This is a genomic window from Microbacterium insulae (assembly GCF_042677065.1).
In the GTDB taxonomy this organism is placed as follows: domain Bacteria; phylum Actinomycetota; class Actinomycetes; order Actinomycetales; family Microbacteriaceae; genus Microbacterium; species Microbacterium insulae.
In genome coordinates this window covers 769905-793022 of the sequence record NZ_JBHTII010000001.1, presented here as the reverse complement: position 1 = coordinate 793022, position 23118 = coordinate 769905, and the positions used below count along the sequence as shown (strand labels likewise).

22 protein-coding genes are annotated in these 23118 nt (G+C 70.7%); 16 read left to right on the top strand and 6 right to left on the bottom strand.

Translation table 11 applies throughout. From position 1 onward, the window contains the following. The first annotated feature begins 24 nt into the window (after positions 1–24). From ACFQ0P_RS03820 to ACFQ0P_RS03810, 3 genes are all read left to right on the top strand, one after another. Entirely contained in the window at positions 25–735 is a 711-nt protein-coding gene (locus ACFQ0P_RS03820) for an AIM24 family protein (RefSeq protein ID WP_204980566.1), read from the top strand. Between the two features lie 586 nt (positions 736–1321). Then, positions 1322–2146, top strand: coding sequence for a sugar phosphate isomerase/epimerase family protein (locus ACFQ0P_RS03815; protein WP_204980564.1), 825 nt, complete (start codon positions 1322–1324; stop codon positions 2144–2146). Beyond that, the gene (locus ACFQ0P_RS03810) at positions 2143–3267 is read left to right on the top strand and encodes a Gfo/Idh/MocA family protein (RefSeq protein WP_204980562.1); all 1125 of its coding nucleotides are present in this window, start codon (positions 2143–2145) and stop codon (positions 3265–3267) included. The genes ACFQ0P_RS03815 and ACFQ0P_RS03810 overlap by 4 nt, the downstream gene beginning before the upstream one ends. A 16-nt stretch (positions 3268–3283) precedes the next feature. On the opposite strand, the gene ACFQ0P_RS03805 is transcribed toward ACFQ0P_RS03810, so the two are convergent. From ACFQ0P_RS03805 to ACFQ0P_RS03795, 3 genes are all read right to left on the bottom strand, one after another. Next, entirely contained in the window at positions 3284–3898 is a 615-nt protein-coding gene (locus tag ACFQ0P_RS03805) for a TetR/AcrR family transcriptional regulator (RefSeq protein ID WP_204980560.1), read from the bottom strand. Positions 3899–3927: 29 nt separating this feature from the next. Further along, the gene (locus ACFQ0P_RS03800; protein ID WP_204980558.1) at positions 3928–5115 is read right to left on the bottom strand and encodes a 4-hydroxybenzoate 3-monooxygenase; all 1188 of its coding nucleotides are present in this window, start codon (positions 5113–5115) and stop codon (positions 3928–3930) included. Positions 5116–5201: 86 nt separating this feature from the next. Then, positions 5202–5954 (bottom strand): IclR family transcriptional regulator, encoded by a 753-nt coding sequence (locus ACFQ0P_RS03795; RefSeq protein WP_204980556.1) that lies wholly within the window; start codon positions 5952–5954, stop codon positions 5202–5204. Positions 5955–6072: 118 nt separating this feature from the next. On the opposite strand from ACFQ0P_RS03795, the gene pcaH reads away from it, so the two are divergent. Genes pcaH through ACFQ0P_RS03755 form a run of 8 tightly spaced genes read left to right on the top strand, consistent with a single transcriptional unit; the run spans position 6073 to position 12529 of the window. Continuing rightward, entirely contained in the window at positions 6073–6897 is an 825-nt protein-coding gene (pcaH, locus tag ACFQ0P_RS03790) for a protocatechuate 3,4-dioxygenase subunit beta (protein ID WP_204980554.1), read from the top strand. Further along, the gene (gene pcaG, locus ACFQ0P_RS03785) at positions 6894–7454 is read left to right on the top strand and encodes a protocatechuate 3,4-dioxygenase subunit alpha (protein ID WP_204980552.1); all 561 of its coding nucleotides are present in this window, start codon (positions 6894–6896) and stop codon (positions 7452–7454) included. The genes pcaH and pcaG overlap by 4 nt, the downstream gene beginning before the upstream one ends. After that, positions 7444–8781 carry a lyase family protein gene (locus tag ACFQ0P_RS03780; protein ID WP_204980551.1) on the top strand — a complete coding sequence of 446 codons (1338 nt, stop codon included), beginning with the start codon at positions 7444–7446 and terminating at the stop codon, positions 8779–8781. Before pcaG ends, ACFQ0P_RS03780 begins: the two co-directional genes overlap by 11 nt. 6 nt (positions 8782–8787) lie before the next feature. Continuing rightward, on the top strand, positions 8788–9561 hold the full coding sequence (locus ACFQ0P_RS03775; RefSeq protein WP_204980549.1) for an alpha/beta fold hydrolase: 774 nt from the start codon (positions 8788–8790) through the stop codon (positions 9559–9561). Further along, positions 9558–9962, top strand: a complete 405-nt coding sequence (pcaC, locus tag ACFQ0P_RS03770) for a 4-carboxymuconolactone decarboxylase (protein WP_204980547.1) — start codon at positions 9558–9560, stop codon at positions 9960–9962. Before ACFQ0P_RS03775 ends, pcaC begins: the two co-directional genes overlap by 4 nt. Next, entirely contained in the window at positions 9959–10720 is a 762-nt protein-coding gene (locus tag ACFQ0P_RS03765) for a 3-oxoacid CoA-transferase subunit A (RefSeq protein ID WP_204980545.1), read from the top strand. Before pcaC ends, ACFQ0P_RS03765 begins: the two co-directional genes overlap by 4 nt. Further along, positions 10717–11358 carry a 3-oxoacid CoA-transferase subunit B gene (locus tag ACFQ0P_RS03760; protein WP_204980543.1) on the top strand — a complete coding sequence of 214 codons (642 nt, stop codon included), beginning with the start codon at positions 10717–10719 and terminating at the stop codon, positions 11356–11358. The genes ACFQ0P_RS03765 and ACFQ0P_RS03760 overlap by 4 nt, the downstream gene beginning before the upstream one ends. Position 11359: 1 nt before the next feature. Further along, positions 11360–12529, top strand: a complete 1170-nt coding sequence (locus tag ACFQ0P_RS03755) for a thiolase family protein (protein WP_204980541.1) — start codon at positions 11360–11362, stop codon at positions 12527–12529. A gap of 55 nt (positions 12530–12584) precedes the next feature. Here the strand turns inward: ACFQ0P_RS03755 and ACFQ0P_RS03750 are convergent, their stop codons facing one another. Both ACFQ0P_RS03750 and ACFQ0P_RS03745 read right to left on the bottom strand, forming a co-directional pair. Further along, on the bottom strand, positions 12585–13352 hold the full coding sequence (locus ACFQ0P_RS03750; RefSeq protein ID WP_204980539.1) for an SDR family NAD(P)-dependent oxidoreductase: 768 nt from the start codon (positions 13350–13352) through the stop codon (positions 12585–12587). Beyond that, complete coding sequence (locus tag ACFQ0P_RS03745; protein WP_378771373.1) at positions 13349–14305, bottom strand: LysR family transcriptional regulator; 957 nt, start codon at positions 14303–14305, stop codon at positions 13349–13351. The genes ACFQ0P_RS03750 and ACFQ0P_RS03745 overlap by 4 nt, the downstream gene beginning before the upstream one ends. Before the next feature lie 191 nt (positions 14306–14496). On the opposite strand from ACFQ0P_RS03745, the gene ACFQ0P_RS03740 reads away from it, so the two are divergent. The 5 genes from ACFQ0P_RS03740 to ACFQ0P_RS03720 are packed head-to-tail and all read left to right on the top strand — an operon-like array spanning position 14497 to position 20952. Beyond that, a complete protein-coding gene (locus tag ACFQ0P_RS03740) occupies positions 14497–15801 on the top strand; it encodes a C-glycoside deglycosidase beta subunit domain-containing protein (protein WP_204980535.1) in 1305 nt (434 codons plus the stop codon). Positions 15802–15836: 35 nt separating this feature from the next. Further along, positions 15837–17312 (top strand): C-glycoside deglycosidase beta subunit domain-containing protein, encoded by a 1476-nt coding sequence (locus ACFQ0P_RS03735; protein ID WP_204980533.1) that lies wholly within the window; start codon positions 15837–15839, stop codon positions 17310–17312. Continuing rightward, positions 17309–18232 carry an alpha/beta hydrolase gene (locus tag ACFQ0P_RS03730; RefSeq protein WP_204980531.1) on the top strand — a complete coding sequence of 308 codons (924 nt, stop codon included), beginning with the start codon at positions 17309–17311 and terminating at the stop codon, positions 18230–18232. The genes ACFQ0P_RS03735 and ACFQ0P_RS03730 overlap by 4 nt, the downstream gene beginning before the upstream one ends. Before the next feature lie 39 nt (positions 18233–18271). Continuing rightward, positions 18272–19477: a GDSL-type esterase/lipase family protein gene (locus tag ACFQ0P_RS03725; protein ID WP_204980529.1), complete on the top strand. Its 1206-nt coding sequence runs from the start codon at positions 18272–18274 to the stop codon at positions 19475–19477. Beyond that, positions 19474–20952: a family 43 glycosylhydrolase gene (locus ACFQ0P_RS03720; protein WP_204980528.1), complete on the top strand. Its 1479-nt coding sequence runs from the start codon at positions 19474–19476 to the stop codon at positions 20950–20952. The genes ACFQ0P_RS03725 and ACFQ0P_RS03720 overlap by 4 nt, the downstream gene beginning before the upstream one ends. Here ACFQ0P_RS03720 and ACFQ0P_RS03715 read toward each other — a convergent pair. Then, the gene (locus ACFQ0P_RS03715; RefSeq protein ID WP_204980526.1) at positions 20945–23101 is read right to left on the bottom strand and encodes a glycoside hydrolase family 3 N-terminal domain-containing protein; all 2157 of its coding nucleotides are present in this window, start codon (positions 23099–23101) and stop codon (positions 20945–20947) included. The two genes, ACFQ0P_RS03720 and ACFQ0P_RS03715, sit on opposite strands and share 8 nt — an antisense overlap. Between the last annotated feature and the right edge of the window lie 17 nt (positions 23102–23118).

The following is a 23118-nucleotide window of genomic DNA, read 5'->3' as shown; positions in this document are numbered from 1 at the left end:
CGTGCCGAGCGCTACGTTGACGGCATGAAGTCCACCATCGCCGGCACCACCATGCCCGTGCTCGAGATCACCCTGGAGCCGGGGGAGCGCATCATCGCGGAGGGTGGTGACGTGTCGTGGCTCACGCCGGAGTTCGACATCGAGACCTCCACGGGCTTCGGTTCGGGCGGCAAGGGCGGGTTCATGAGCGGACTCAAGCGCATGGTGGGAGGCGGCCAGCTGTTCCTCACGCAGTACACCGCCAAGGCGCCCGGAAGCTTTGTCGCGTTCGCCGCACAGCTGCCCGGGACCATCCGGGAGCTCGTGATCGATCCGGCGGATCAGTTCATGGTCCAGTCCGGGTCGTACATGGCCAGCACCTCCGACGTCGAGGTCTCGGTCGGGCTGCAGACCAAGCTCGGCGCCGGCATCTTCGGGGGCGCGGGCGTGGTGTTCCAGAAGCTCGCCGGCAACGGAACCGCCTGGGTCCAGCTGGCGGGGGAGATCACGGAGTACGAACTGCAGCCCGGGCAGTCGATGCTCATCCACCCCGGCCACCTCGCCCTCTATCGGGCGGAGATGAGCCTCGAGTTCGCCAGCATCAAGGGCGTCAAGAACAAGATCTTCGGCGACTCCCTTTTCCTCGCGCGTCTGCACGGGCCCGGCCACGTGTGGCTGCAGTCGATGACGCCGGCGAAGCTGGCCGCGGCGATCGAGCCGTATCTGCCCGACAAGTCGTCGTCCAGCAGCAACTGACTCGCCTCCCTCCTGGCGCGTTCCCCCGTCGACAGCGTGGCATCTCGCCGAGTGACCCCGCTGGTTGCGTCGACAACACGGTCAGTCGGCGAGTAACCGCGATGTCGATGAGCCGCCGCACGGATGCCGCGGCCCGCCGTCTGTCGCTGCCTGAGCTGCGGCGTCACGACGCGATACCGCATGAGCCTCGGAGTCTCATGGTCTGTTCTGCGGAAACCCGTCGTCGATAGATTCCGAACCGGTGATCCGACCGAGGGGAGCATCGTGCGGGTACTGGCGTTTGTCATCAGCGTCTTCGTGTCGACGGCGCGATCACAGACGGCGTCTCCAGCCCCGCCCGCAGGCTCAGCAAGGCGATCGTCGGACGGAAGCCCGTCGAGCTGACGGATGCCGAGCGTGCCATGCTTCCCGACTACGCGTTTGCGTCAACACGCACGAGGGCAGCGGCGCCGAGCGCTGGCCGCGCCAGGCGGAGTGGCTCCGATCGCTGGCAACCGCGGACCAATAAAAACCTCCGCCTGGAGGTTTCTGCTAGCATCTGTACAGCATCGCCGCGTCGCCGCGGGTGCAGGAAAGGAAGACCACCGTGACTCTGCCGGTCGCCTCAGTTCAGCTCTACACGCTCGCCGATGAGTTCTCGGCGGATATGGACGGCTCCCTCGCCCGACTCGCCGCCCTCGGCCTGCGCCACGTCGAGGCCTTCGACTTCGTGCGTCGTCCCGACGAGATCCGTGCCGCGCTCGACGCCGCCGGCCTCGAGTCGCCCACGGGCCACGCCCCGCTGCTCTCGGACGAGCTGTGGACGCCCGACGGTTCGATCCCGACGCCGGCGCCGGAGGTCGTATTCGAGGCCGCCGCGAAGATCGGCATGAAGACCGTCATCGACCCCTTCGTCGCCCCCGAGCGATGGCTCTCTGACGATGGCGTGGCAGACATCGCCGAGCGGATGAACGCGCTCGTCGAAACCGCCGCCGGCTTCGGGCTCAGCGTCGGCTATCACAACCACGCCCAGGAATTCGTGGCGGACTTCGACGGGCAGACCGCGTACGAGCGCTTCGTCGCATTGACCGACGAGCGGGTGCTGCTCGAACTCGACCTCTTCTGGGCCCGCGCCGGCGGACAGGATGCCGTGACCCTCGTCGAGCGCCTCGGCGGCCGGCTGCGCGCCGTTCACGTCAAGGACGGAGTGGTGCCGGCATCCAACCCCTGGGCACCCGGCGCTTCGGCGTTCGCCTCCGCCAGTCTGGACCAGCGCCCCGCAGGCCACGGAGACGTTCCGCTGGCCGACGCGCTGCGCGCGGCACGGTCGGTCGAGTACGCCGTGATCGAGTACGACAACGCGCCCGGCGACGTCTTCGACGACATCGCCGCGAGCCTGGCGTTCCTGCGCGACGGCGGGTTCGTCCGATGACCGCGGTGGGCATCGGCCTCATCGGGGCCGGAGTGATCAGCGACACCTACCTCGAGAACCTCGCGTCCTTCCCCGACACCGAGGTGCTGATCATCGGCGACCTCGATCAGGACCGCGCACGCGTCCAGGCGGAGAAGCACGGCGTTCCCGCTCACGGCAGCGCCGACGATGTGCTCGCGCATCCCGACGTCCGGCTGGTGGTCAATCTCACGATCCCCGCCGCCCACATCGAGGTCTCCCGGGCGGCGATCGCCGCGGGGAAGCACGTGTGGTCGGAGAAGCCCCTCGGCCTGGACCGCGCCTCGGCGACGTCGCTGCTCGCCGAGGCCGATGCGGCGGAGCTCCGCGTCGGCTCCGCGCCCGACACCCTCCTCGGGCCGGGCTTCCAGGCCGCCCGACGAGCCATCGAGGAGGGCCTGATCGGCCGGCCTCTGTTCGCGCACACCGCTTTCCAGACGCAGGGGCCCGACCTGTGGCATCCCAATCCCGCATTCCTGTTCGCGCAGGGCGCCGGTCCGCTGCTCGACATGGGGCCCTACTACTTCTCGGCACTCGTGAGCCTCTTCGGATCGGTCGATCGCGTGGCCGCGGTCGGGATGAAGTCGCGCGAGGAGCGGGAGATCCGCACGGGGCCGAACGCCGGCAGCCTGTTCCCGGTCGAGGTGCCCTCGACGATCCAGGTCGTGACCGCGTTCGAGTCCGGGCAGCAGGCGCACAGCCTCCTCTCGTTCGACTCCGCCCTCGAGCGGCACGGAGTGCTCGAGGTGCACGGCACCGAGGGATCCATCGTGCTGCCCGACCCCAATCGGTTCGACGGGCGCATCGAGTTCGTCCGTCCGCTCGGAGTGCTGCGCGACGGGATGTCGTTCGAGCAGCCCTGGATCGAGGTCGAACATCGTGAGTACGAGGTCGGCCGCGGACTCGGCGCGCTCGACATGGTGCGCGCCATCGCGGAGGGCCGCCCGCACGTGGCCTCCGGCGAGCTCGGCCTCCACGTCCTCGACGTGCTGCTCTCGGCGCAGGAGTCCGCGCAGACCGGCGAGACCGTGGCCGTGAAGAGCTCGGTCGCGCCGGTTCCGCTCGTGCCGGAGGGTTTCGACCCTCTCGCTCCGACGGTCTGACCGACGCCGGCGGGGCTCAGGAGCCGTTGGGCCCCGCGAGCAGTCGGTCCAGCATCGCGAGCGCTGCCTCGTGGTCGACCGACGGATCGAGCAGCCACTGCGTCTGGAGGCCGTCGGACGCCGCGATCACGAGCGCGGCCACGAGGCGGGCCTCCACGTCCTGCCGCAGCACTCCGGACGCCTGCAGCCTCTCGACGCGCGCGGTCAGTTCGTCGCGCAGCCGCTCGAATCTCGTGGTCGCCCACTCGTGCGCTGCGGAGTTGTCGTCCTCGAGCGCCGATGCGACCAGCGTCGAATAGAGCTGGACGAGCCCGGGAACGGCGCGGTTCTCGTGCGCCGAGACGCGCATCGCCTCGGCGGGGGTGGTGTTCGACTCCGGGCCGTCCGGGCCGTGGTCGTCGTGCTGCTTCGACTCCTCGTAGACGGCGACGAGGAGTTCGTCCAGCGAGGAGAAGTAGTGCGTGAGCGCCGCGTGCGTTACGCCGACCTCGCTGGCGATCGCGCGCAGGCTCGTGCGCTTCGCGCCCCGCTCGGCGAACACCTCTCTCGCTCGCTCGAGGATCTCCTGACGCCGTGCGACGCCCTTCGCATAGCTCCCGCGGGGGCGCGGCTCCGGGTCGGTTGGGTTCACAGGAGGAGCCTAGCGAGCCCGGTGCGCAGTCAGCCGAGCCCCTCCAACGGCCACCCCGTGTAGGCCTCGGCCAGGTAGGTCCGACCGGCCTGGGACTCGACGACCGACCGCAGTTCTCCGAGCTGCCGGCGGCGGTCGAAGTCGCTCGCATCCGGAGCGACGTGCAGCATGCTCGTCATCCACCACGAGAAGTGCTGGGCCTTCCAGATGCGGCGGGACGCGGTCTCGGCGAACTCGTCCACGAGCCGCCCGTCGCCCTCGAGGAGCAGCGCGCGCAGCGCGCGGTCGAGCAGCACGACATCGGCGACGGCGAGGTTCATGCCCTTGGCTCCCGTCGGTGGCACCGTATGCGCGGCATCCCCGACGAGCACCGCGCGGCCGCGGCGCAGCTCGTGCGCGACGAAACTGCGGAACCGCAGCACGTCGCGCTGGAAGACGGGGCCCTCGATCAGCGTGGTCCCGGGCACGCGGGCCTGGAGCGTGTCCCAGATCTCCGCTTCGCTCATCGCGTCCGGGTCGGCCTCGGGGTCGCACTGGAAGTACATGCGCTGAACGCTGGCGCTGCGCTGGCTGATGAGCGCGAAGCCCGCCGGCGCATTGCTGTAGATGAGCTCGCCGGCGCTGGGCGGCGCCTCGCACAGGATGCCGAACCACGCGAAGGGGTATTCGCGGAAGTAGCCGCCGGTCGACGACCCCGTCACCGCCGAGCGCACGACGCTGCGCGACCCGTCCGCGCCGACGACGAACTCGGCGTCGATCCGCAGGTCTTCGCCGCCCGCCGTGGTCGCGAACACCGACGGGCGATCGGTGTCGACGCCCTCGACGTGGAGCGCGGAGACGCCGAACCGGAGGTCCTGTCCCGCCGCGAGCCTCGCCGCGATGAGATCCTTGAGCACCTCGTGCTGCGGGTACAGCCACACGCTGCGTCCGACCAGCGAGGGGAAGTCGATCCGGTGGCCCTGGCCGTCGAAGCGGAGCTCGATGCCGTCGTGCCGGTGCCCGTCTCGCAGGACGCGGTCGGAAGCCCCGGACCCGGTGAGCACATCGACCGTTCCCTGTTCGAGGATGCCGGCGCGGATCGTGCTCTCGATCTCCTCGCGCGCGCGCTGGTCGATCATGACCGAGTCGATGCCCGCCGCGGCGAGGAGGTGCGAGAGCAGGAGGCCTGCGGGCCCGGCCCCGACGATGGCGACCCGTGTGCGGACGGTGGTGGTCATGGCGTCTCCTTCGACGGATGGACGCGACCATTGTGCGGGGATGCCGCAGCCCCTACGCGCGGCATCCCGTTCAACGGGATTCGGCGTCACACACGGTAGCCGAGCGCGTTCTCGATGCCGCGCGCGGCAGCCCGCAGCTCGGCGAGAGCCGGGGGGACGGGATCGTCCCGGCGCAGCACGCTGGAGAGCGCGGCGATCACCGTGCCTGTCTCGTCGCGCACAGGGACGGCGACGCCGGTCGATACGGACTCGATGTACCCCGGCGCGACCGCGTGACCGAGCGAGCGCACCTCGGCGAGCTTGCGCCGCAGCGTCGCGGCATCCGTGATCGTCTCGTCGGTGAGCGCTCCGAGGGGGCCCGAGAGGACCCGCTCCTGAAGGTCGTGGTCGCCGTAGGCCAGCAGCACGAGGCCCGAGGAGGACGCGTGCAGGGGGAGGCGCCCGGCGACCCGTGTGACGTTCGAACCAGAACCCGGGCCACTGAGCCGCTCGAGGAAGAGCGCTTCGTCCTGCTCGAGGATCGCGAGCTGCGTGTGCTCCCGGATGCGCGCCTGGACGCGCTCCATGTACGGCAGTGCGACCTGCCGAAGCCGCAGCGCGTGCGACGACCGGGTCGCGAGCTCCCACAGGCGCATGCCCACGCGGATGCGCCGGTCGTCGTCGCGCTCGAGCAGCCCCGCGTCGACCAGTTCGCCGACGATCCGGTGCGCGGTCGAGGGTGGGAGCCCGGCGCGGCGGCCGATCTCGGCGGCCGTCTGCACGGTCCGGATCGGTGTGAACGTGTCGAGCACCCGGATCAGGCGGTCGGTGACGGAGTCGCCCGAGGTCGAGTTGGCCATGACGACATGGTGACATAGCGCCAACTCCATTCCCATTGGATGGGAGGAGCCGCCCAGTCGGCCCACGAACGGTGGACCATGCTCTGAGACTCATCGCTTCCGTGTCGAGGGAGACACCATGTCCGATCCCATCATTCCGATCGCTGCGGCGCCGGAATCGTTGCTCGCGTCTCCCGATCAGGTCGACCAGCGGACCGTCAGCCGCGAGATCGGCGAGCTCCACGCGGGATACGCGGAGCGGGAACGCCGCGGCGAGGCGCTCCCCGCGACGATGCACGACTTCCCGCCGTACCGATCGAGCCTCCTGCGGCATCCCACCAAGAATCCGAGGCTCGTCGATCCGGAGACGATCGAGCTCTGGTCGCCGGCGTTCGGCCAGCGCGACGTGGCCGCGATCGAGTCCGACCTCACGGCCCAGCACGCCGGCGAGCCGCTCGGGGAGCGGATGACCGTGCGCGGACGCCTGCTCGACTCGGGAGGCCGGCCACTCGCGAACCAGCTCGTCGAGATCTGGCAGGCCAACAGCGCGGGGCGGTACATCCACCAGCGCGACCAGCACCCGGCACCGCTCGACCCCCATTTCACCGGCGCGGGTCGCGCGATCACGAACGATCGCGGTGAGTACCTGTTCACGACGATCAAGCCCGGCCCGTACCCGTGGAAGAACCACGTCAACGCGTGGCGTCCCGCGCACATCCACTTCTCGATCTTCGGCACCGGGTTCACCCAGCGGCTCATCACCCAGATGTACTTCCCGGGCGACCCGCTGTTCGCGCTGGACCCGATCTACAACTCCATCTGGCGTCAGGCGGACCGCGACCGGCTCGTCGGCGTCTACGACCACGATCTCACCGCGCCGGAACTCTCGACGGGATACCGCTTCGACATCGTCGTCGACGGGCCCGACGCGACCTGGTTCGAGCCCGAGGAGGCGGACGCATGACCCGCGAGAAGTCGTTCGCGCCCACACCGGGCCAGACCGTCGGGCCGTTCTTCGCCTTCGGGCTCGGGTACGCGAAGATGCATGAGATCGTCTTCCCGCACTCGCCCGGCGCGATCGTGCTCGGCGGCACCGTCTTCGACGGCGCGGGAGCCCCGATCCCCGACGCGTTCGTCGAGATCTTCGGGGCGGACGAGCGCGGCGCCGTCCCCCGAGCGCGGGGATCCCTCCGGAGGGACGACCACACCTTCACCGGGTTCGGCCGCGCCTTCACAGACGACGAGGGCCGCTTCGAGTTCTGGACCCGCAACCCCGGTTCCACCGGAGACGGCGCGGCTCCGTTCTTCGCCGCGATCGTGTTCGCGCGGGGACTGCCCGACAAGCTCCATACCCGCATCTACCTCCCGGACGATGCCGAGGCGCTGGCGGGCGATCGGCTGCTGGCATCCCTCGACGAGGTCGATCGCGCTACCCTCATCGCGACGCGCCTGCCCGGTGGCGGACTCCGCCACGACATCCGGCTGCAGGGCGAGAAGGAGACGGTGTTCCTTGCCTTCTGAGCCCCCTCCGCCCGTCGACGCCGGCCTGCTGTCGCCGGTATCGGTCGGACGTGACGCTGCGGTGAGCGACACCGCCGTGCTCGACGCGCTCGTCACCGCCGAGGTGGCCCTCGTGCGCGCGCTCGCCGCGACGGGCCTGCTCGACGGGGCCGCCGCCGAGAGCGTGTCGGCGGAGTTCGGCTGGACGTCCCGCGGATGCCGCGACCACGGCTTCGAGGTGACAGCTCTCGCGAGCGCCGCTGCGGCGGGAGGCAACCCGGTGATCCCGCTCGTGAGCGAGATGCGCCGGCGCGGCGTCGGGGGTGACGCGATCCACCGTGGTGCGACGAGTCAGGACATCGTCGACTCCGCGCTGATGCTGGTGTCGCGTCATGCCGTCGACGAGATCGTGGCGGACCTGGCGCGCGCCGGCGCGGCGCTCACCACCTTCGCGCAGGAGCACCGCGGGGTCGTCACCGCCGCCCGCACCCTCACGCAGCACGCGGTGCCGACGACGGTCGGCGCGCGCGCCGCGGGCTGGGTCCGCGGCATCCGTCGCGCGACGCGACGACTTCGCGATGCCCAGTCGCAGCTCCCCGCGCAGCTCGGTGGCGCCGCCGGCACTCTGGCGGCGTCCGCGGACGAATGGGGCCCGGATGCCGCGGCCGCCCTCCCCGCCGCGTTCGCCGCGGAGCTCGGCCTGGCCGCCCCCGAGGCGCCGTGGCACACGGAGCGGTGGCCCGTCACCGAGCTCGGCGATGCACTGGTGCAGAGCGTGGACGCGCTCGGCAAACTCGCGGCCGACGTCCTCGTCCTCGGTCGGCCCGAGATCGGCGAGCTGTCGGAAGGCCGGGGCGGCGGGTCGAGCACGATGCCCCAGAAGCGCAACCCCGTCTCGGCGGTGCTCATCCGCTCCGCCTCGATCCGCGCCCCCCAGCTCGCTGCGACCCTCCATCTCTCGGCCGCACTCGCCGTCGAGGAGCGACCCGACGGCGCGTGGCACGCCGAGTGGCCCACGCTCCGGGAGCTGCTCCGCCTCGCGCTGGGGGCGTCTGCACATGCCGCCGCGCTCGCCGAAGGACTCGTGGTCGATCGGGAGGCGGTCGCCCGGAACCTCGCCGTGTCGGGCGGTCTCATCGTGAGCGAGCGCCTCGCGCGAGTGCTCGTGCCCCGCATCGGACGCGAGCGGTTCGGCGAGCTCGTCGCATCGACGTCGGCGGGGTCGTTCGCCGAGGCGCTGCGGGCGCTGCCCGAGGCGGGCGATCTGGACCTCGACGCCCTTCTCGATCCGGCCGGGTACACCGGGCTGTCGGGACGGCTCGTCGACGACCTGAGCGACGGCGGCTGACCGGTCATGGCTCTGTCGATCACCTTCACCGATCCCGTTGGCCCGGACACCGCTCCCCTCCTGGTGCTGGGCCCGTCGCTCGGCACCTCGACCGTGCTGTGGGAGACCGTCGCCCCCGCGCTCTCCCGTCGCTTCCGCGTCACCGCGTGGGATCTTCCGGGCCACGGACGCTCGCCCGTGACCACCGCGGACTTCGGTGTCGCCGACCTCGCCGACGCCGTCGCCGCCGGAGTCGGCGAGCCGACCTTCCACTACGCCGGTGTCTCGCTGGGCGGAGCCACCGGACTCGAGCTTGCGCTGCGGCATCCCCGGCGCCTGCGCTCCGTCGCCGTCATCGCCTCCGGCGCGAAGCTCGGCGGACCGGAGGCATGGCACGAGCGAGCCGCGCAGGTGCGCGCGCAGAGCACGTCGAGCCTCCTCATCGCGTCGGCGCAGCGCTGGTTCGCCGAGGGATCGGTGGCCCGGAATCCCGACATCTCCGGGCGCCTGCTCCACGCGCTGCAGGATGCGGACGACGAGAGCTACGCGCGGTGCTGCGAAGCGCTCGCGCGGTACGACGTGCGCGACCGGCTCGGGGACATCGGGACTCCGGTCCTCGCGTTGTGGGGAGAGCACGACCGGGTGGCTCCGCAGGACGAAGCGACGGAGATCGCGGCCGGCGTCCGGCGGGGCGGGGCGGCCATGATCGCGGCTGCCGCGCACCTCCCGCCCGCAGAACAGCCCGAGGCCGTCGTCGGGCAGCTGACGGCGTTTCTCGCCGGAATGGAGGAGACGACATGACCCGACCCGCGGGCGAGGGACTGACCGACGCGCAGCGCTACGACAGCGGGATGACGGTCCGCCGCGCCGTGCTGTCCGACGCGCACGTCGACCACGCCGTGGAGGCGACGGTTCCCCTCACGGCCGACTGGCAGGACTTCATCACCCGGGTCGCGTGGGGTGACGTGTGGTCGCGACCCGGGCTGGACCGCCGGTCGCGGTCGATCGCCGTGCTCACGGCGCTCATCGCCCACGGTCACCACGAGGAGTTCGAGATGCACCTGCACGCCGCCGTGCGCAACGGCCTGAGCGTGGAAGAGATCCGCGAGGTGATCCTGCAGTCCGCGATCTACTGCGGCGTCCCCGCCGCGAACACCGCCTTCCGCATCGCCGCCCGGGTCTTCGGGGAGGACAGCGCATGATCGACAAGACGGTCGAGGATGCCGCGACCGCGGTCGCCGGCATCCCCGACGGATCGACCATCATGATCGGCGGATTCGGGCGCGCCGGGCAGCCGGTGGAGCTCATCGACGCCCTCATCGCCGGCGGCGCGACCGAATTGACCATCGTCAATAACAATGCCGGCAACGGCGACACGGGCCTCGCGGCCCTGCTCGCCGCGGGGCGCGTCCGCCGGATCGTGTGCTCCTTCCCGCGGCAGCACGACTCCTGGGTGTTCGACGGTCTGTACCGCGCCGGCGAGGTCGAGCTCGAACTCGTACCGCAGGGCAACCTCGCCGAGCGAATCCGCGCCGCCGGTGCCGGGATCGGGGCGTTCTTCTCGCCGACGGGAGTCGGCACCGAGCTGGCCGCGGGCAAGGAGGAGCGCACGATCGCCGGCCGCCGCTACGTGCTCGAGTACCCGATCCATGCAGACTTCGCCCTCATCTCGGCCTGGAAGGCCGACCGGTGGGGGAACCTCGTCTTCCGCGAGACGGCCCGCAACTTCGGGCCGATCATGGCCACCGCGGCCGCGACGACGATCGCGCAGGTCGACGAGATCGTGGACCTGGGATCGCTCGACCCGGAGGCGGTCGTCACGCCGGGCATCTTCGTCGACCGCGTGGTTCCCGTCGGAGAGCGGCCGTGGCTGTCGGGCGGCCGCTTCGTCGGGGGAGTGGACATCGAGGGACGTGGGCGGGATGCCGCGGCATCCGTCCCCGCTGAGGTTGACCGATGAGCACCCGGATCTCGCGCGACGATCTCGCCCGGCGCATCGCGGCGGACATCCCCGAGGGCGCGTATGTGAACCTGGGCATCGGCGCCCCCACCCTCGTCGCCGACTACCTTCCCGAAGACCTCGAGATCATCCTCCACACGGAGAACGGACTGCTGGGGATGGGACCTTCGCCGGATCTTGCCCTGATCGACCCCGACCTCATCAACGCCGGCAAGCAACCGGTGACCGCCTTGGCCGGCGCCGCCTACTTCCATCACGCCGATTCGTTCGCGATGATGCGCGGCGGGCATCTCGACGTGTGCGTGCTCGGCGCGTTCCAGGTCTCGCAGACCGGCGACCTGGCGAACTGGTCGACCGGTGCGCCGGGCGCGATCCCCGCCGTCGGCGGCGCGATGGATCTGGCGATCGGCGCCAAGGAGGTCTTCGTCATGACCGACCTGCTCACCAAGACAGGCCAGCCCAAGCTCGTCGAGCGGTGCACCTATCCGCTGACCGGGGTGGGCTGCGTCACGCGCGTCTACACCGATCACGCGGTGTTCGATGTCGCAGGCGGCCGCTTCGCGGTGCGCGAGACGTTCGGCGACAATACGCTCGACACGCTGACCTCGCTCACCGGCCTCGAGCTCGGAAGGATCTGACATGCCCGCCACCTACATCTACGACGCTGTGCGCACGCCGTTCGGCCGGGCCGGCGGAGCACTCGCGGGGACCCGCCCGGACGATCTGGCGGCCGTGGTGATGCGGGCCGCGGTCGAGCGCACGGGTCTGGACCCCGCCCGGATCGACGATGTGATCTTCGGCGATGCGAACCAGGCCGGCGAGGACAACCGCAACGTCGCCCGCATGGGTGCACTCCTCGCCGGATTCCCGACCACGGTCCCCGGGGCGACGGTCAATCGCCTGTGCGGGTCCTCGGTCGAAGCGGTGATCCAGGGGTCGCGGGCGATCGAGGCGGGTGACGCGGCCGTCGTGCTCGTCGGCGGGGTCGAGTCGATGAGCCGCGCGCCCTACGTCGTCGAGAAGTCGGCCAAGCCCTGGCCGGCGGTGGGAAACCAGACGCTGTGGAACACGGCGATCGGGTGGCGCATGACCAACCCGAAGCTGCCGGTGGAGTGGACGATCTCGAACGGGCAGTCGGCGGAGAAGCTCGCTCGAATCCACGATATCTCCCGTGACGCGCAGGACGCCTTCGCGCTGCGCAGCCACCGTCTCGCCGCCGATGCCTGGGCAGCCGGGGTCTACGACGGCGAGATCGTCCAGGTGCCCGGCGCCGAGCTCTCGCGCGACGAAGGCATCCGGGCCGACAGCTCCTTGGAGAAGCTCGGCGCGCTGAAGGCGCTGTTCGCGGCGGACGGCACCGTCACCGCGGGCAACTCCTCACCCATCAATGACGGCGCATCGGCTGTCCTCCTCGGAGCCGAGGGTGCGGTGAATGCCGAGCCCCTGGCCCGGATCACCGGACGCGGAGTCTTCGGCAACGACCCCGACGTGTTCGGGGTCGCCCCGGTCGAGGCCGCGAACCGCGCGCTTGCTCGGGCGGGGCGCTCATGGACGGACGTCGACCTCGTCGAGCTCAACGAGGCGTTCGCCTCGCAGTCGCTGGCGTGCCTCGCGGGCTGGCCTGATCTGGACCCCGATCGCGTCAACGTCCACGGCGGGGCGATCGCGATCGGTCACCCTCTGGGCGCGTCTGGCGGCCGCATCATCGGCCACGCTGCGCACGAGCTGAAGCGCCGCGGCGGAGGAGTCGCCGTCGCCGCCTTGTGCATCGGGGTCGGTCAGGGTCTCGCCGTCGTCATCGAGCGCTGAGCGGATCACGCCGTCGCGATCGTGACGAGACCACCGCCGTGACCGTGGGACAGCGCTAACCCGACAGCCGATCGGCGATGAGCTTCGCGCCCGCGGACGAGGTGAAGCCGCCATCCACCGGCAGCTCGGCGCCGGTCACGTAGGACGCGGCGTCCGAGAGCAGGTACGCCACCGCCTGCGCCACCTCACCGGGCTCAGCCGTCCGCTCGAGAGGGGTGAGCTCCAGCTGGGCGGCGCGCATCGTGGCGGGAGCGGACGAGGTCATGTCCGTCTCGACGAACCCGGGGTGGACGATGTTGACCCGGATGCCGCGTGGGCCGAGCTCGGTGGCGGCCGCGTGCGTGAGCCCGCGCAGCCCCCACTTGCTCGCCGTGTAAGCCGCCGGGTAGTGCCCGGTCAGCGCGGCGGATGAGCCGACGTTGACGATCGACGACCCGGCGTCCATCAGGGGAAGCACGCTCTGGATGCCGAGCATCGCGCCGGTCAGGTTCACGGCGAGAACGCGATCCCAGTCCGCCCGCTCGAGGTGACCCAGGCGAGCGCGGTGGGTGATGCCGGCGTTGTTCACGAGCCCTCGGAGCGGCCGGCCGGCGAGTCGACCGCGGAGCCACTCGGCATACGCCGCCCAGTCGGCTCCGTCGGCGACATCCAGCCGCCGGTACGTCAGCCGGGCGCCGTGCAGAGAAGGCGGCGTCGTATCGCTGAGATCGGAGGCGTAGACGTCCGCGCCCGAGCTCGCGAGGAGGAGCGCCTCAGCCAGCCCCTGTCCGGCGGCGGCCCCCGTGACGACGATCGCCGCGCCCTTCAGCCCGGGAAGCGTCATCGCGCAGCCTGCGCGGCTGCCAGTTCCCCGCGTGCCCCGGTCACTTCCTCCGCGGCGCGGGCGAAGATGCCCCGCATCCAGGCATGCTCGGGGTCGCGTCCGTGCACGGGGTGCCACCACAGCGCATTGACGACGGGAGTCGCGTCGAACGGCGGCTCGAGGACGCGGATGCCGTCCACTCTCCCGGCGGTCGAGGCGAGACCTGCCTGAATGAGACCGAGCCGGTTCGTCCCGGCGATGAAGTGGGGGAGCGCGAGAAAGCTCTCGACGACGGCTTCGACGTGCGGCTCGACCCCGAGCTGCTGGAGCTGCCGCGCCGCCGAGGTGAAGGCGGTGCGGGTCTGGAAGGTGAAGACCCACGGGAGCGCCCCGAGCACCTCCATCGTGAGCTCGTCGCCCACGTCGGCGTTGTCTTCCGAGGCGAGCACGACCCAGCCGTCGCGCCAGAGGTCGATGAAGGGTAGCTCCGTGAGATGTCCGTGGGGGATCACCATCCCGTCGACGGAGCGCAGTCGCACCGCTGCGTCCTCCACGATGGTCGGGTTGTGCAACATGAACCGCAGCCGCACCCCGGGCGCCTCGTCCGCGACCAGGCGCGAGACGGTCGCGCCGATGGTGGCGAAGCCGTAGTCGGACCCGTAGATCGAGAACTCGCGGGACGAATCGTGAGGGGTCCAGATGGCCTGACTCTCGAACACGCGTCGCGCGGCATCCAGCGCTGTCGTCGTGTGGTCGGTCAGGCGCAGCGCGAGAGGGGTGAGCTCGTAGGTGTTTCCTCGCCGAGCGAGGATCGGATCGTTGAAGTGCGTGCGGAGTCGCGCGAGCGATGCACTCAGCGCCGGCTGACTCAAGTGCAGGCGCTCGGCCGCGCGAGTGACGCTGCGCTCGGTCAGGAGGGCGTCCAGAGCGACCAGCAGATTGAGGTCGAGGCGGGAGAGCAGGGGATCGGACACGGCGGTGTGTTCCTTCGGACGGGCGTTCGCTCTCACGAGTGTATCCGTCGCGTCTATGGCGTGGGGAGCCGTCATCGGTCTCAGCGATTCGGACGGCGGAGGATCCATTATGTGCTCATCAGACTTACTTATGAGTGAATAGTGCAAAACCCACTAGGCTGGACGAACCTTCCTGCAGAGAGTGAGCATCGATGCTTCTCGAACGAGACCTCATCCAGGCCGTCGGATTCCGCAACGTCCGCGAGGGGAGCGAGGTCACCGGCTTCCAATTGCGCCTGCGCATGCAGTCGTACCGCGGGATGGCGGCATCCCTCATCGACGGAGTCGCGGTGCGCGTCGGCGACCTCGTTCACGTCGGACCCGAGGTCCCGCTCTGGACGCTCCAGGGACGCACCTTCTCGCTCGCACAGCTGTGGGACTCGGAGGGCGTGCGGTGGCCGCTCGAGGACGCCGCGATCATCACCGTGCCGTTCCCCGGCGGCCTGCCCGAGGGGATCCACGAGGTGAGCGTCGAACTGCGCCTGCGGATGTCGTACATCCCCCTCGAGCACCAGCCCTCGGTCTACCGCCAGACCAAGCGCATCACGCTCACCTCCGACCTCGAGGGCGGCCCGTTCCGCTACGGCGTGAGCCTCTACAGCTTCATGCACGACTTCGGGACGGTGCTCGACCTGGAGACCGCCCTCGCCCACGTCGCCGACGTCGGCGCGACCGGCGTCGAGATCCTCGGCGAGGGTCACGTCTCGGGCTACCCCGAGCCCACCGCGCACTGGATCGACACGTGGTTCACCTTGCTGGACCGGTACGGGCTGGAACCGACCAACTACGGCTCGTGGATCGACACCCGACTGCACTCGAGCGGACCGAACGCGCGCGATCTCACGGCCGCGGAAGGGGCGGCGCTCCTGCAGCGCGACCTCCGGCTCGCGAAGCGCCTCGGCTTCTCCTTCGTGCGGCCGAAGATCGGCGTCGTCACGAGCGATCTCGTGCCGCACCCGAGCTGGACCGAGGCCGTCGAGCGCAGCCTCGACCTCGCCGCCGATCTCGACGTGGTCATCGCTCCCGAGATCCATTCGCCGACCCCGATCAAGCACGAGGTGGTCGACGACTACATCGACCTCATCCAGCGCACCGGCACGAAGCACTTCGGTCTGCTGATCGACACCGGCATCTTCCAGGATCGGCCGATCCCGCTCGGCCCGGGGGAGCTGCCCGGTCAGCGGCCCGCCTTCCTCGACGGCATCGGCGTCGACCCCGCGGATCTGCTCGACATCGGCGAGTACGTCGTGTTCGTGCAGGCGAAGTTCCACGACATCGACGACGACCTGGTCGATCAGCAGATCCCGTGGGAGCCCGTGCTGCAGGGACTCAAGGACGCGGGCTACACCGGCTGGCTCTCCAGCGAGTACGAGGGCGACCGCGCACCGTGGCGGTCGATCGAGCAGGTGCGCCGCCAGCACTCGCTCATGCGCCGCGTCGCCTCCGGACTGCGCTAGTCGCGGCATCCGATCCCCCTCGACAGGAGACCCACATGCCCAACGGACTGATCCACGACGACAGCCTGCGCCCGCACCCCGACGGGCTCGCCCTCGCCCTCACCCTGCCGTGGTACCGCAGCCTGTGGCTCTCGTCCGTGTCCAGGCTGGAGCTCACCGTCGACGGACTCCGCGTGCCCGAGTCCGACCTCGTGCTCGAGCTCGGCGGCACGCGGTACACCCTCGACGAGATCCCCCAGCAGAGCGAGGTGCTCTGGTACCTGCAGGAGCACCCCCTGCTCATCGCGACGCTGCCGACGCCCGTCGTCGTGGGCGAGGCGCACGACATCGTCCTCCACGGCGAGCTGCGCCTGCCGTACATGCAGATCGCACCCGGTCAGGACGGCGGACCGGGCCAGTATGTGCCGAACGTCGTGCACGACGTGAAGCGCCTGACGGTGACGGAGATGGATGCCGCGGCCCCGGCCCTCGTCGCGGGCGTGACACCCCCGCCGCCGGTCGCTGACTCCGATCCCTTCAGGCTCGGACTCACCCTCTACTCGGCCAGCGCGGAGTTCCGCGCGGGATGGTTCGACTTCGCGGGCCTGCTCGACAGGGTCGCGGAGCTCGGCATCGGGCCCGGCATCGAGATCGTCGCCTCGCAGGTGCTGCCGACATATCCGGTGGTCTCCGACGATTTCGTGCGCACGTGGCGCTCCGCGTTCGACCGTCACGGCTTCGTCGCCAGCTCGTTCGGGGCGAACCTCGACATGGGCCGCCGCCGCGATCGCGACATGACCCCGGACGAGGAGTTCGAGTTCTCGAAGGTCATGTTCGACGGCGCCAAGAAGCTCGGGTTCCCGCTCGTGCGCATCCAGTCGGCCAAGCCCGAGCTGCTGCGGCGCCTTCTGCCGATCGCCGAGCGGCTCGAACTCCAGCTCGCCTATGAGATCCACGCGCCGATGGGGCCCAACGCCGAGCCGATCGTCAAGGTGCGCGAGACGTACGCCGAGCTGGACTCGCCGCTCCTGGGCTTCGTGGCGGACTTCTCGTCCACGATGCACGCCATGTCGCCCACCCTCCTCCGCGCGGTGCGCCGTGCGGGTCTCGACGACGACGCCGTCGAGACCCTGCAGCGGATCTGGGCGACCGATGCTCCGATCCGCGAGCGGCAGCAGGAGTTCATCGGCTACCTCGAGGGTCGCGACTTCGACCCGGGACGGCTCGGGGCGTTCGCCCACCTCGCGTTCAACATGCACGGGCACGTCGCCCCCGGCGAGTGGGCCGACATCATGCCGCAGATCCTGCACGTGCACGCGAAGTTCTACGACATCGACGACACCGGCCAGGAACCCGCGATCGACTACCCCGAGCTCGTGCGCGTCTTCGTCGAGGGGGGCTATCGCGGGTTCTGGTCGAGCGAATGGGAGGGGCACGCCTTCGCCGAGCTCGGCGAGGTCGACCCGCTGCTGCTCGTGCGCCGTCAGCACGACCTGGTTCGTCGCTCGTTGCGCGAGCTCCAGCCCGCATGAGCGACGCCGATCCTGTCGAGGTACCGGACTTCCGGTCGATGCCGCTCTCCGACGCCGTCCGGTGGCTCGCCGAGAACGGCGAGCCGGCCGACCCTCGAACCGACATCGACACCGCCTCGCTGAAGCTCCGGTTCCCGCACCTCGCCGCCGTCGAGGCAGCCGACATCCGAATCGACGGGCCGGGCGGGCGGATCGTGCCCGCGCGTCTGTACCGGGACCCGACGGCGGCGGCCTCCGGTCGGGCGCTCGTCTGGGTGCACGGCGGTGCCTTCATCGGCGGACATCTCGACATGCCCGAGTCCAACTGGGTCGCACTCGAACTCGCCGCGCGCGGCGTTCCGGTGCTCGCGCTCGACTACGTCAAGTGCCTCGGCGAGACGCACTTCCCGGAGCCGTCCGACGACGTGCTCGCCGGCTGGGCCCACGCACTCTCGCACCGCGACGAGCTCTTCGGACTCCCGGTTCCTGCCGTCGTGCTGGGGGGTGCGAGCGCGGGAGGCAACCTCGCCGCCGGTGCCGTCGCGCGGCTCCGCGATGCCGGTGGGCCGGTGCCGGCGGGCCTCGTCCTGGTCTACCCGGTGCTGCATCCGAACGGCCCCGACGCGTCCGCAGAGGTGGACACCGCCTCGTCGCACGGACAGCTCGCGCTGAACTTCGCGGGAAGCGTCGAGGCGCTGCAGGACCCGCACGCCTTCGCCGCTCTGGGTCCGGTCGCGGGCTTCCCGCCGACGCTCGTCGTCGTGTGCGAGTTCGACGAGCTGCGCCCGTCGGGCGAGGCGTTCGCGCGCCGGCTGCGATCCACCGGCATCCCGGCTGCGGTCCACGTCGAGGCCGGCGCCGATCACGGACACATCAACGAGCCCGCCGATCCGACGGCGCGTCGGACCATCGACGCGGTCGCGCAGTGGATGGCACGCTGAGGACTGGTCGCGCGCCTGCGGCATCGTGAAGGAGCAGAAGTGAATCAGGACACCACCGACCTCATCCGGGCGAGCCTGCGAGGGAACGTCGACGTCGAGGTCACCGCGACCGGACTGAAGCCGGTGCGACTGCCGTTGAGCGCCCGGGCTCAGTCCGACTCCGACTGGATGTGGATCGCGGCCGAGCAGGCCTCGGGGGTGCGGTGCGAGTTCCGAACGGCGGCGACATGGATCGAGCTCACCGTGGAGACGACCGGCCTGCGCCTGCCCTGGATTCCCGATCAGGAGTGGTGGGCGGTGTTCTCCGCGACCGTCGACGGCCATCCCGTCGGGGATGCGCGGGTCACCGGTGGATCGGAACTGCACCTCGGCGAGCCCGGAGGACCGCGATTCGTGCAGGGCCAGCCGGTCGTCGTGCGGTTCGATTTCGCCGGGACGGGGGGCGAGGAGCGCCGCGTGGTCGTGTGGCTGCCGCAGACCGAGACCGTCGAGATCCGCCACGTCCGCGCCGACGCGCCCCTGCTGCCCGCCGCCCCACGAGACCAGCTGCGCTGGTGGCATCACGGCAGCTCGATCAGCCACTGCATCGAGGCCGCGACTCCTCGCGGCGTGTGGCCCGTCGCCGCCGCCGACCAGCTGGGTCTGGACGTCACCAATCTGGGCTTCGCCGCGAACGCCCATCTGGATCCCTTCACGGCGCGGGCGATGCGCGACTCCGGTGCCGACCTGCTCAGCCTGAAGATCGGCATCAACATCGTCGGCGGCGACACGTTGAAGCGCCGAACGTTCGTGCCCGCCGTGCACGGGTTCCTCGACACGATCCGCGAAGGCGCCCCGGAGACCCCGATCCTGGTGATCTCGCCGATCATCTGCCCGATGCACGAGGAGACGCCTGGCCCGACCGTCACCGACCCTGAAACGGGTGAGCGTCGCGGCACCGCGGTCCCGGCGCCCGACCCCTTCAGCCTGCCCCTCACGCTCCGCTCGGTGCGCGAGATCCTGCAAGACATCGTGCGGGCGCGCTCCGCGCACGATCCCGCGCTGTTCTACCTGGACGGGCTCGACCTCTTCGGCGCGGGCGACCTCGCGGAGCTGCCGGACGGGCTTCACCCCAGCCCGGCCGGGTACGCGCTGATGGCCGAGCGGTTCACGGGCTCGCCGGTGGTCTCCGAGTGGATCGCAGCGGCGCGCCCCGGCGACAGCACGACCGCCGAGGCCGCGGAGCGGATCGGAGCCGGGATGTGAGTGCACCGGGGGCGACGTTCACCAACCCGATTCTTCCGGGCGACCGGCCAGACCCCGCGGTCCTCAAGGTCGGCGACGAGTACTGGATGACCTACTCGTCGTTCGAATCGGCGCCCGGGCTGCTGCTGTACCGCTCGAGCGACCTCGTGAACTGGACGTACGAGTGCGCCGCGCTGCCCGAGCCGATCGGCAGCACCTTCGCGGTCGACATCGCCGAGCACGACGGCCGGTTCTTCATCTACATCCCTTTCATTCCCGCGCCGTGGTCCGCGCTCACCCAGCCGTCGATCTTCGTCATCCACGCGCCCTCGATGCGCGGCCCGTGGTCGGAGCCGATCGATCTCGGCATCCGCGGGGCGATCGACCCCGGCCATGTGGTGGGCGAAGACGGCGTGCGCTACCTGTTCGTGAGCGGTATCCGCAGGGTCCGCCTGACGGAAGACGGTCTGTCGACCGTCGGCGAGGTCGAACACGTCTACGACGGCTGGCGGTACCCCGACGCCTGGGTGACCGAGGCGTACGCGCTCGAGGGGCCCAAGCTCTTCTGGCGCGACGGATGGCTCTACCTCGTCAGCGCGGTCGGCGGCACCGCCGGTCCGCCCACGGGCCACATGGTGATCGTCGCGCGTTCGCGCTCGGTGAACGGGCCGTGGGAGAACCATCCGCGCAACCCGATCGTGCGCACGACCGATCCGCGCGAGGCGTGGTGGTCGCGCGGGCACGCCACGATCGTGCGGGGGACCGGACCGGACGAATGGTGGATGGTCTCGCACGGCTATCAGAACGGCTATCGAACCCTCGGCCGTCAGATCCTCCTCGAGCCGATCGCGTGGACCGACGACGGCTGGCCGGTGGCGACCCGCGACGACATCGGAGGGATCCTGGATGCCCCGGCCGCCGCATCCGGTCAGCGACCATCGCTGCCGTTCGCGGACGACTTCTCAGTCCTTCGGCTGGGTGCGAGGTGGACGTTCCACGCCCCCTCCCCCGGGGAAGCCCGGCGCCTGGCGCCGGATGACGGGCTCGTCATGAAGGCGAAGGGTGCCGCACCCGGGAACGCGTCGCCGCTCACGCTCACCGTGGGCGATCACGCGTACGAGGTCGAGGTCGAGGTCGAACTGCTGGACGGCGGGGTCGAAGGCGGCCTGCTCCTGTTCTTCAACGGTCGGCTCTTCTGCGGGATGGGCATCGATGGCGAGCGTATGCCCAGCTACGCCGGCGGCCACCGGACCCACTGGCGCGAGCCGGCGCCGACCGTGCGTCGCCTGCAGCTGCGCCTTCGCAACGACGAGCACATCGTGACCGGCTGGTACCGCGAACCGGGAGGGGAGTGGGTCCGCCATGCGATCCGCTACGAGACCTCCGGCTATCACGCCAACACGATGGCCGATCTGCTGAGCCTGAGGCCCGCGCTCTACGCGGCGGGTGAGGGACGGGTGAGGTTCCGCGACTTCCGGTACACCCCACTCAGCTGACGCGGAACTCGACGTGCTGCGTCGCCGCGAGCGTGCTCCCGACGTGCAGGCGGAACAGGCCTGGCTCCACCACGAAACGTGCGGACGAGGCATCCCAGAAGTGCAGCTCGTCGCGACCGATCTCGAAGGCCAGCGTCGCCGTCTCGCCGGGCGCGAGCGTTCGCCGCGCGAACGCGATCAGTCGCCGGACGGGCTGCGCGACCGTCGCCACGAGGTCTTGCACGAAGACCTGCAGGACCTCGTCGCCCGAGCGTGACGCGGTGTTCGTCACGTCGATCTCAAGCGTCACGGTGACGCCCGCACCGAGGTCGGCGAGTGACACCCCGCTCGCCGACAGGCGGGGGATCGAGTGGTCGAACGTCGCGTAGCTCGAGCCTCGGCCGAAGGCGAACTGCGGGCCCAGGTCGAGGTCGAGGTACTTCGACGTGTACTTCTCGTGCACCTTGTCGGGCCCGTGCAGGCCGACGTCCTCGGCCTCGGCCGAGAGCGTTCCGCCCCTCGTCGCCGGCCGGCCGGTGTTCTCGTGCGCGTAGTAGACCGGCACCTGCCCGACCGAGCGCGGCCACGACATCGGCAGTCGTCCCGCCGGGTCCTCGTCCCCGAGCAGGACGTCGACGATCGCCGCGGCAGCCTCCGTGCCGCCGTGCCAGACGACGACGAGGCTGCCGGCGAGCTCCGCCCAATCGCCGACGACGAGCGGGCGCCCGGCCACCACGACCACGACGAAAGGGATGCCTGCTCCCGCGACCGCCCGGATGAGCTCGGTCTGGCGACCCGGCAACCGCAGGTCGCTCCGGGAAGCAGCCTCGCCGGACAACGCGCTCGGCTCGCCGACGACCACCACCGCGACGTCGCAGTGCGCGGCGGCGGCCACGACCTCGTCGATGCCGCCGGGGTCGTCGTCGAGGAAGTCCACCCCCGGCACGACCTCGGCGTCGATCCCACGCTCACTCAGGGCAGCGGCGATCGACCCGGCCTCGGCCCCGAACGACTGGGTCCACGCGCCGAGATGGTCGGTCGAGGTGGCGTACGGCCCGGTGAGCAGGATGCGTCCGCGGCGCCCGAGCGGAAGCGTGCCGTCGTTCTCGAGGAGCACCGACGAGCGTGCGGCCGCACGGCGGACGAGAGAGCGGGCTTCGGCCGTCGGACCCGTCCGCTCGTCCTGCTCGTGGACATACGGCCGCTCGAACAGCCCGAGGCGCTCCTTCAGGGTCAGCACGCGCGCCACGGCGTCGTCGATCCGGGCGGAGTCGATGCGGGTGAGCGCTGCGTCGTCGAGATCGGAGGGCGCGCCGCCCATCTCGATGTCGATGCCGGCGTGGAAGGCCTGCGTGACCGCATCCGCCAGATCCTCGGCGACACCGTGCGGGAGGAGGTTGCGCACGCCGTCGGCGTCGCCGACGATCACTCCGCCGAAGCCCCACTCGTCCTTCAGCGTGCCCGTGAGGAGGCGTGAATTCGCGTGCATGGGCCGTCCGGCGACGGTGTTGAACGCGGCCATGACCGACGCCGCGCCCTCGTCGACGACAGCGCGGAAAGGCTCGAGGTGGATGTTGCGCAGCCGGTGCTCCGAGACGTCCACGGTGTTGTAGTCGCGGCCGCCCTCCGGCTGTCCGTAGGCGACGAAGTGCTTGGCGGTCGCGGCGATCGTGCCGGGAAGCGAGAGGTCGGATCCCTGGTAGCCGCGCACCATCGCCCTGCCCATGATCGACGTCAGGTGCACGTCCTCGCCGAACCCCTCGACGACGCGCCCCCACCGGGGGTCGAACGACACGTCGACCATCGGTGAGAACGTCCACGTCACACCGCCCGAGCGCGCCTCGGAGGCAGCGAGCCGGGCGAGCTCCTCGACGAGCCGGGGATCGAAGCTCGCGGCCTGCGCCAGGGGCACCGGCGCGATCGTCCGCTGCCCGTGGATCACATCCAGCCCGACGAGGAGGGGGATCCCGAGGCGCGTCTCCGTCACCGCGACGCGCTGCAGCCGGTTCACCGCAGCCGCCGAGCGTGGCCAGAACACCGAGCCGATCCCGTCGCGGACGAGCCGGGCCGCATCGTCCAGCCGGGGCCGGAACACGATCTGCAGCTGTCCGAGCTTCTCGCGGGGTGTCATGTCCGCGAGCAGTCGGCTCACGCGTGCGCTTCGATCCATCGGTCTCCTCCTCGGTG

Excerpts from the sequence above, each read along its gene's own strand:
- ACFQ0P_RS03740 (WP_204980535.1), top strand. The coding sequence starts at position 14,497 with ATGCTTCTCGAACGAGACCTCATCCAGGCCGTCGGATTCCGCAACGTC.
- ACFQ0P_RS03755 (WP_204980541.1), top strand. The coding sequence starts at position 11,360 with ATGCCCGCCACCTACATCTACGACGCTGTGCGCACGCCGTTCGGCCGG.
- ACFQ0P_RS03775 (WP_204980549.1), top strand. The coding sequence starts at position 8,788 with ATGGCTCTGTCGATCACCTTCACCGATCCCGTTGGCCCGGACACCGCT.
- pcaC (WP_204980547.1), top strand. The coding sequence starts at position 9,558 with ATGACCCGACCCGCGGGCGAGGGACTGACCGACGCGCAGCGCTACGAC.
- pcaG (WP_204980552.1), top strand. The coding sequence starts at position 6,894 with ATGACCCGCGAGAAGTCGTTCGCGCCCACACCGGGCCAGACCGTCGGG.
- ACFQ0P_RS03800 (WP_204980558.1), bottom strand. The coding sequence starts at position 5,115 with ATGACCACCACCGTCCGCACACGGGTCGCCATCGTCGGGGCCGGGCCC.
- ACFQ0P_RS03750 (WP_204980539.1), bottom strand. The coding sequence starts at position 13,352 with ATGACGCTTCCCGGGCTGAAGGGCGCGGCGATCGTCGTCACGGGGGCC.
- ACFQ0P_RS03760 (WP_204980543.1), top strand. The coding sequence starts at position 10,717 with ATGAGCACCCGGATCTCGCGCGACGATCTCGCCCGGCGCATCGCGGCG.
- ACFQ0P_RS03810 (WP_204980562.1), top strand. The coding sequence starts at position 2,143 with ATGACCGCGGTGGGCATCGGCCTCATCGGGGCCGGAGTGATCAGCGAC.
- ACFQ0P_RS03765 (WP_204980545.1), top strand. The coding sequence starts at position 9,959 with ATGATCGACAAGACGGTCGAGGATGCCGCGACCGCGGTCGCCGGCATC.
- ACFQ0P_RS03730 (WP_204980531.1), top strand. The coding sequence starts at position 17,309 with ATGAGCGACGCCGATCCTGTCGAGGTACCGGACTTCCGGTCGATGCCG.
- ACFQ0P_RS03795 (WP_204980556.1), bottom strand. The coding sequence starts at position 5,954 with ATGGCCAACTCGACCTCGGGCGACTCCGTCACCGACCGCCTGATCCGG.
- ACFQ0P_RS03715 (WP_204980526.1), bottom strand. The coding sequence starts at position 23,101 with ATGGATCGAAGCGCACGCGTGAGCCGACTGCTCGCGGACATGACACCC.
- ACFQ0P_RS03735 (WP_204980533.1), top strand. The coding sequence starts at position 15,837 with ATGCCCAACGGACTGATCCACGACGACAGCCTGCGCCCGCACCCCGAC.
- ACFQ0P_RS03820 (WP_204980566.1), top strand. The coding sequence starts at position 25 with ATGAAGTCCACCATCGCCGGCACCACCATGCCCGTGCTCGAGATCACC.
- pcaH (WP_204980554.1), top strand. The coding sequence starts at position 6,073 with ATGTCCGATCCCATCATTCCGATCGCTGCGGCGCCGGAATCGTTGCTC.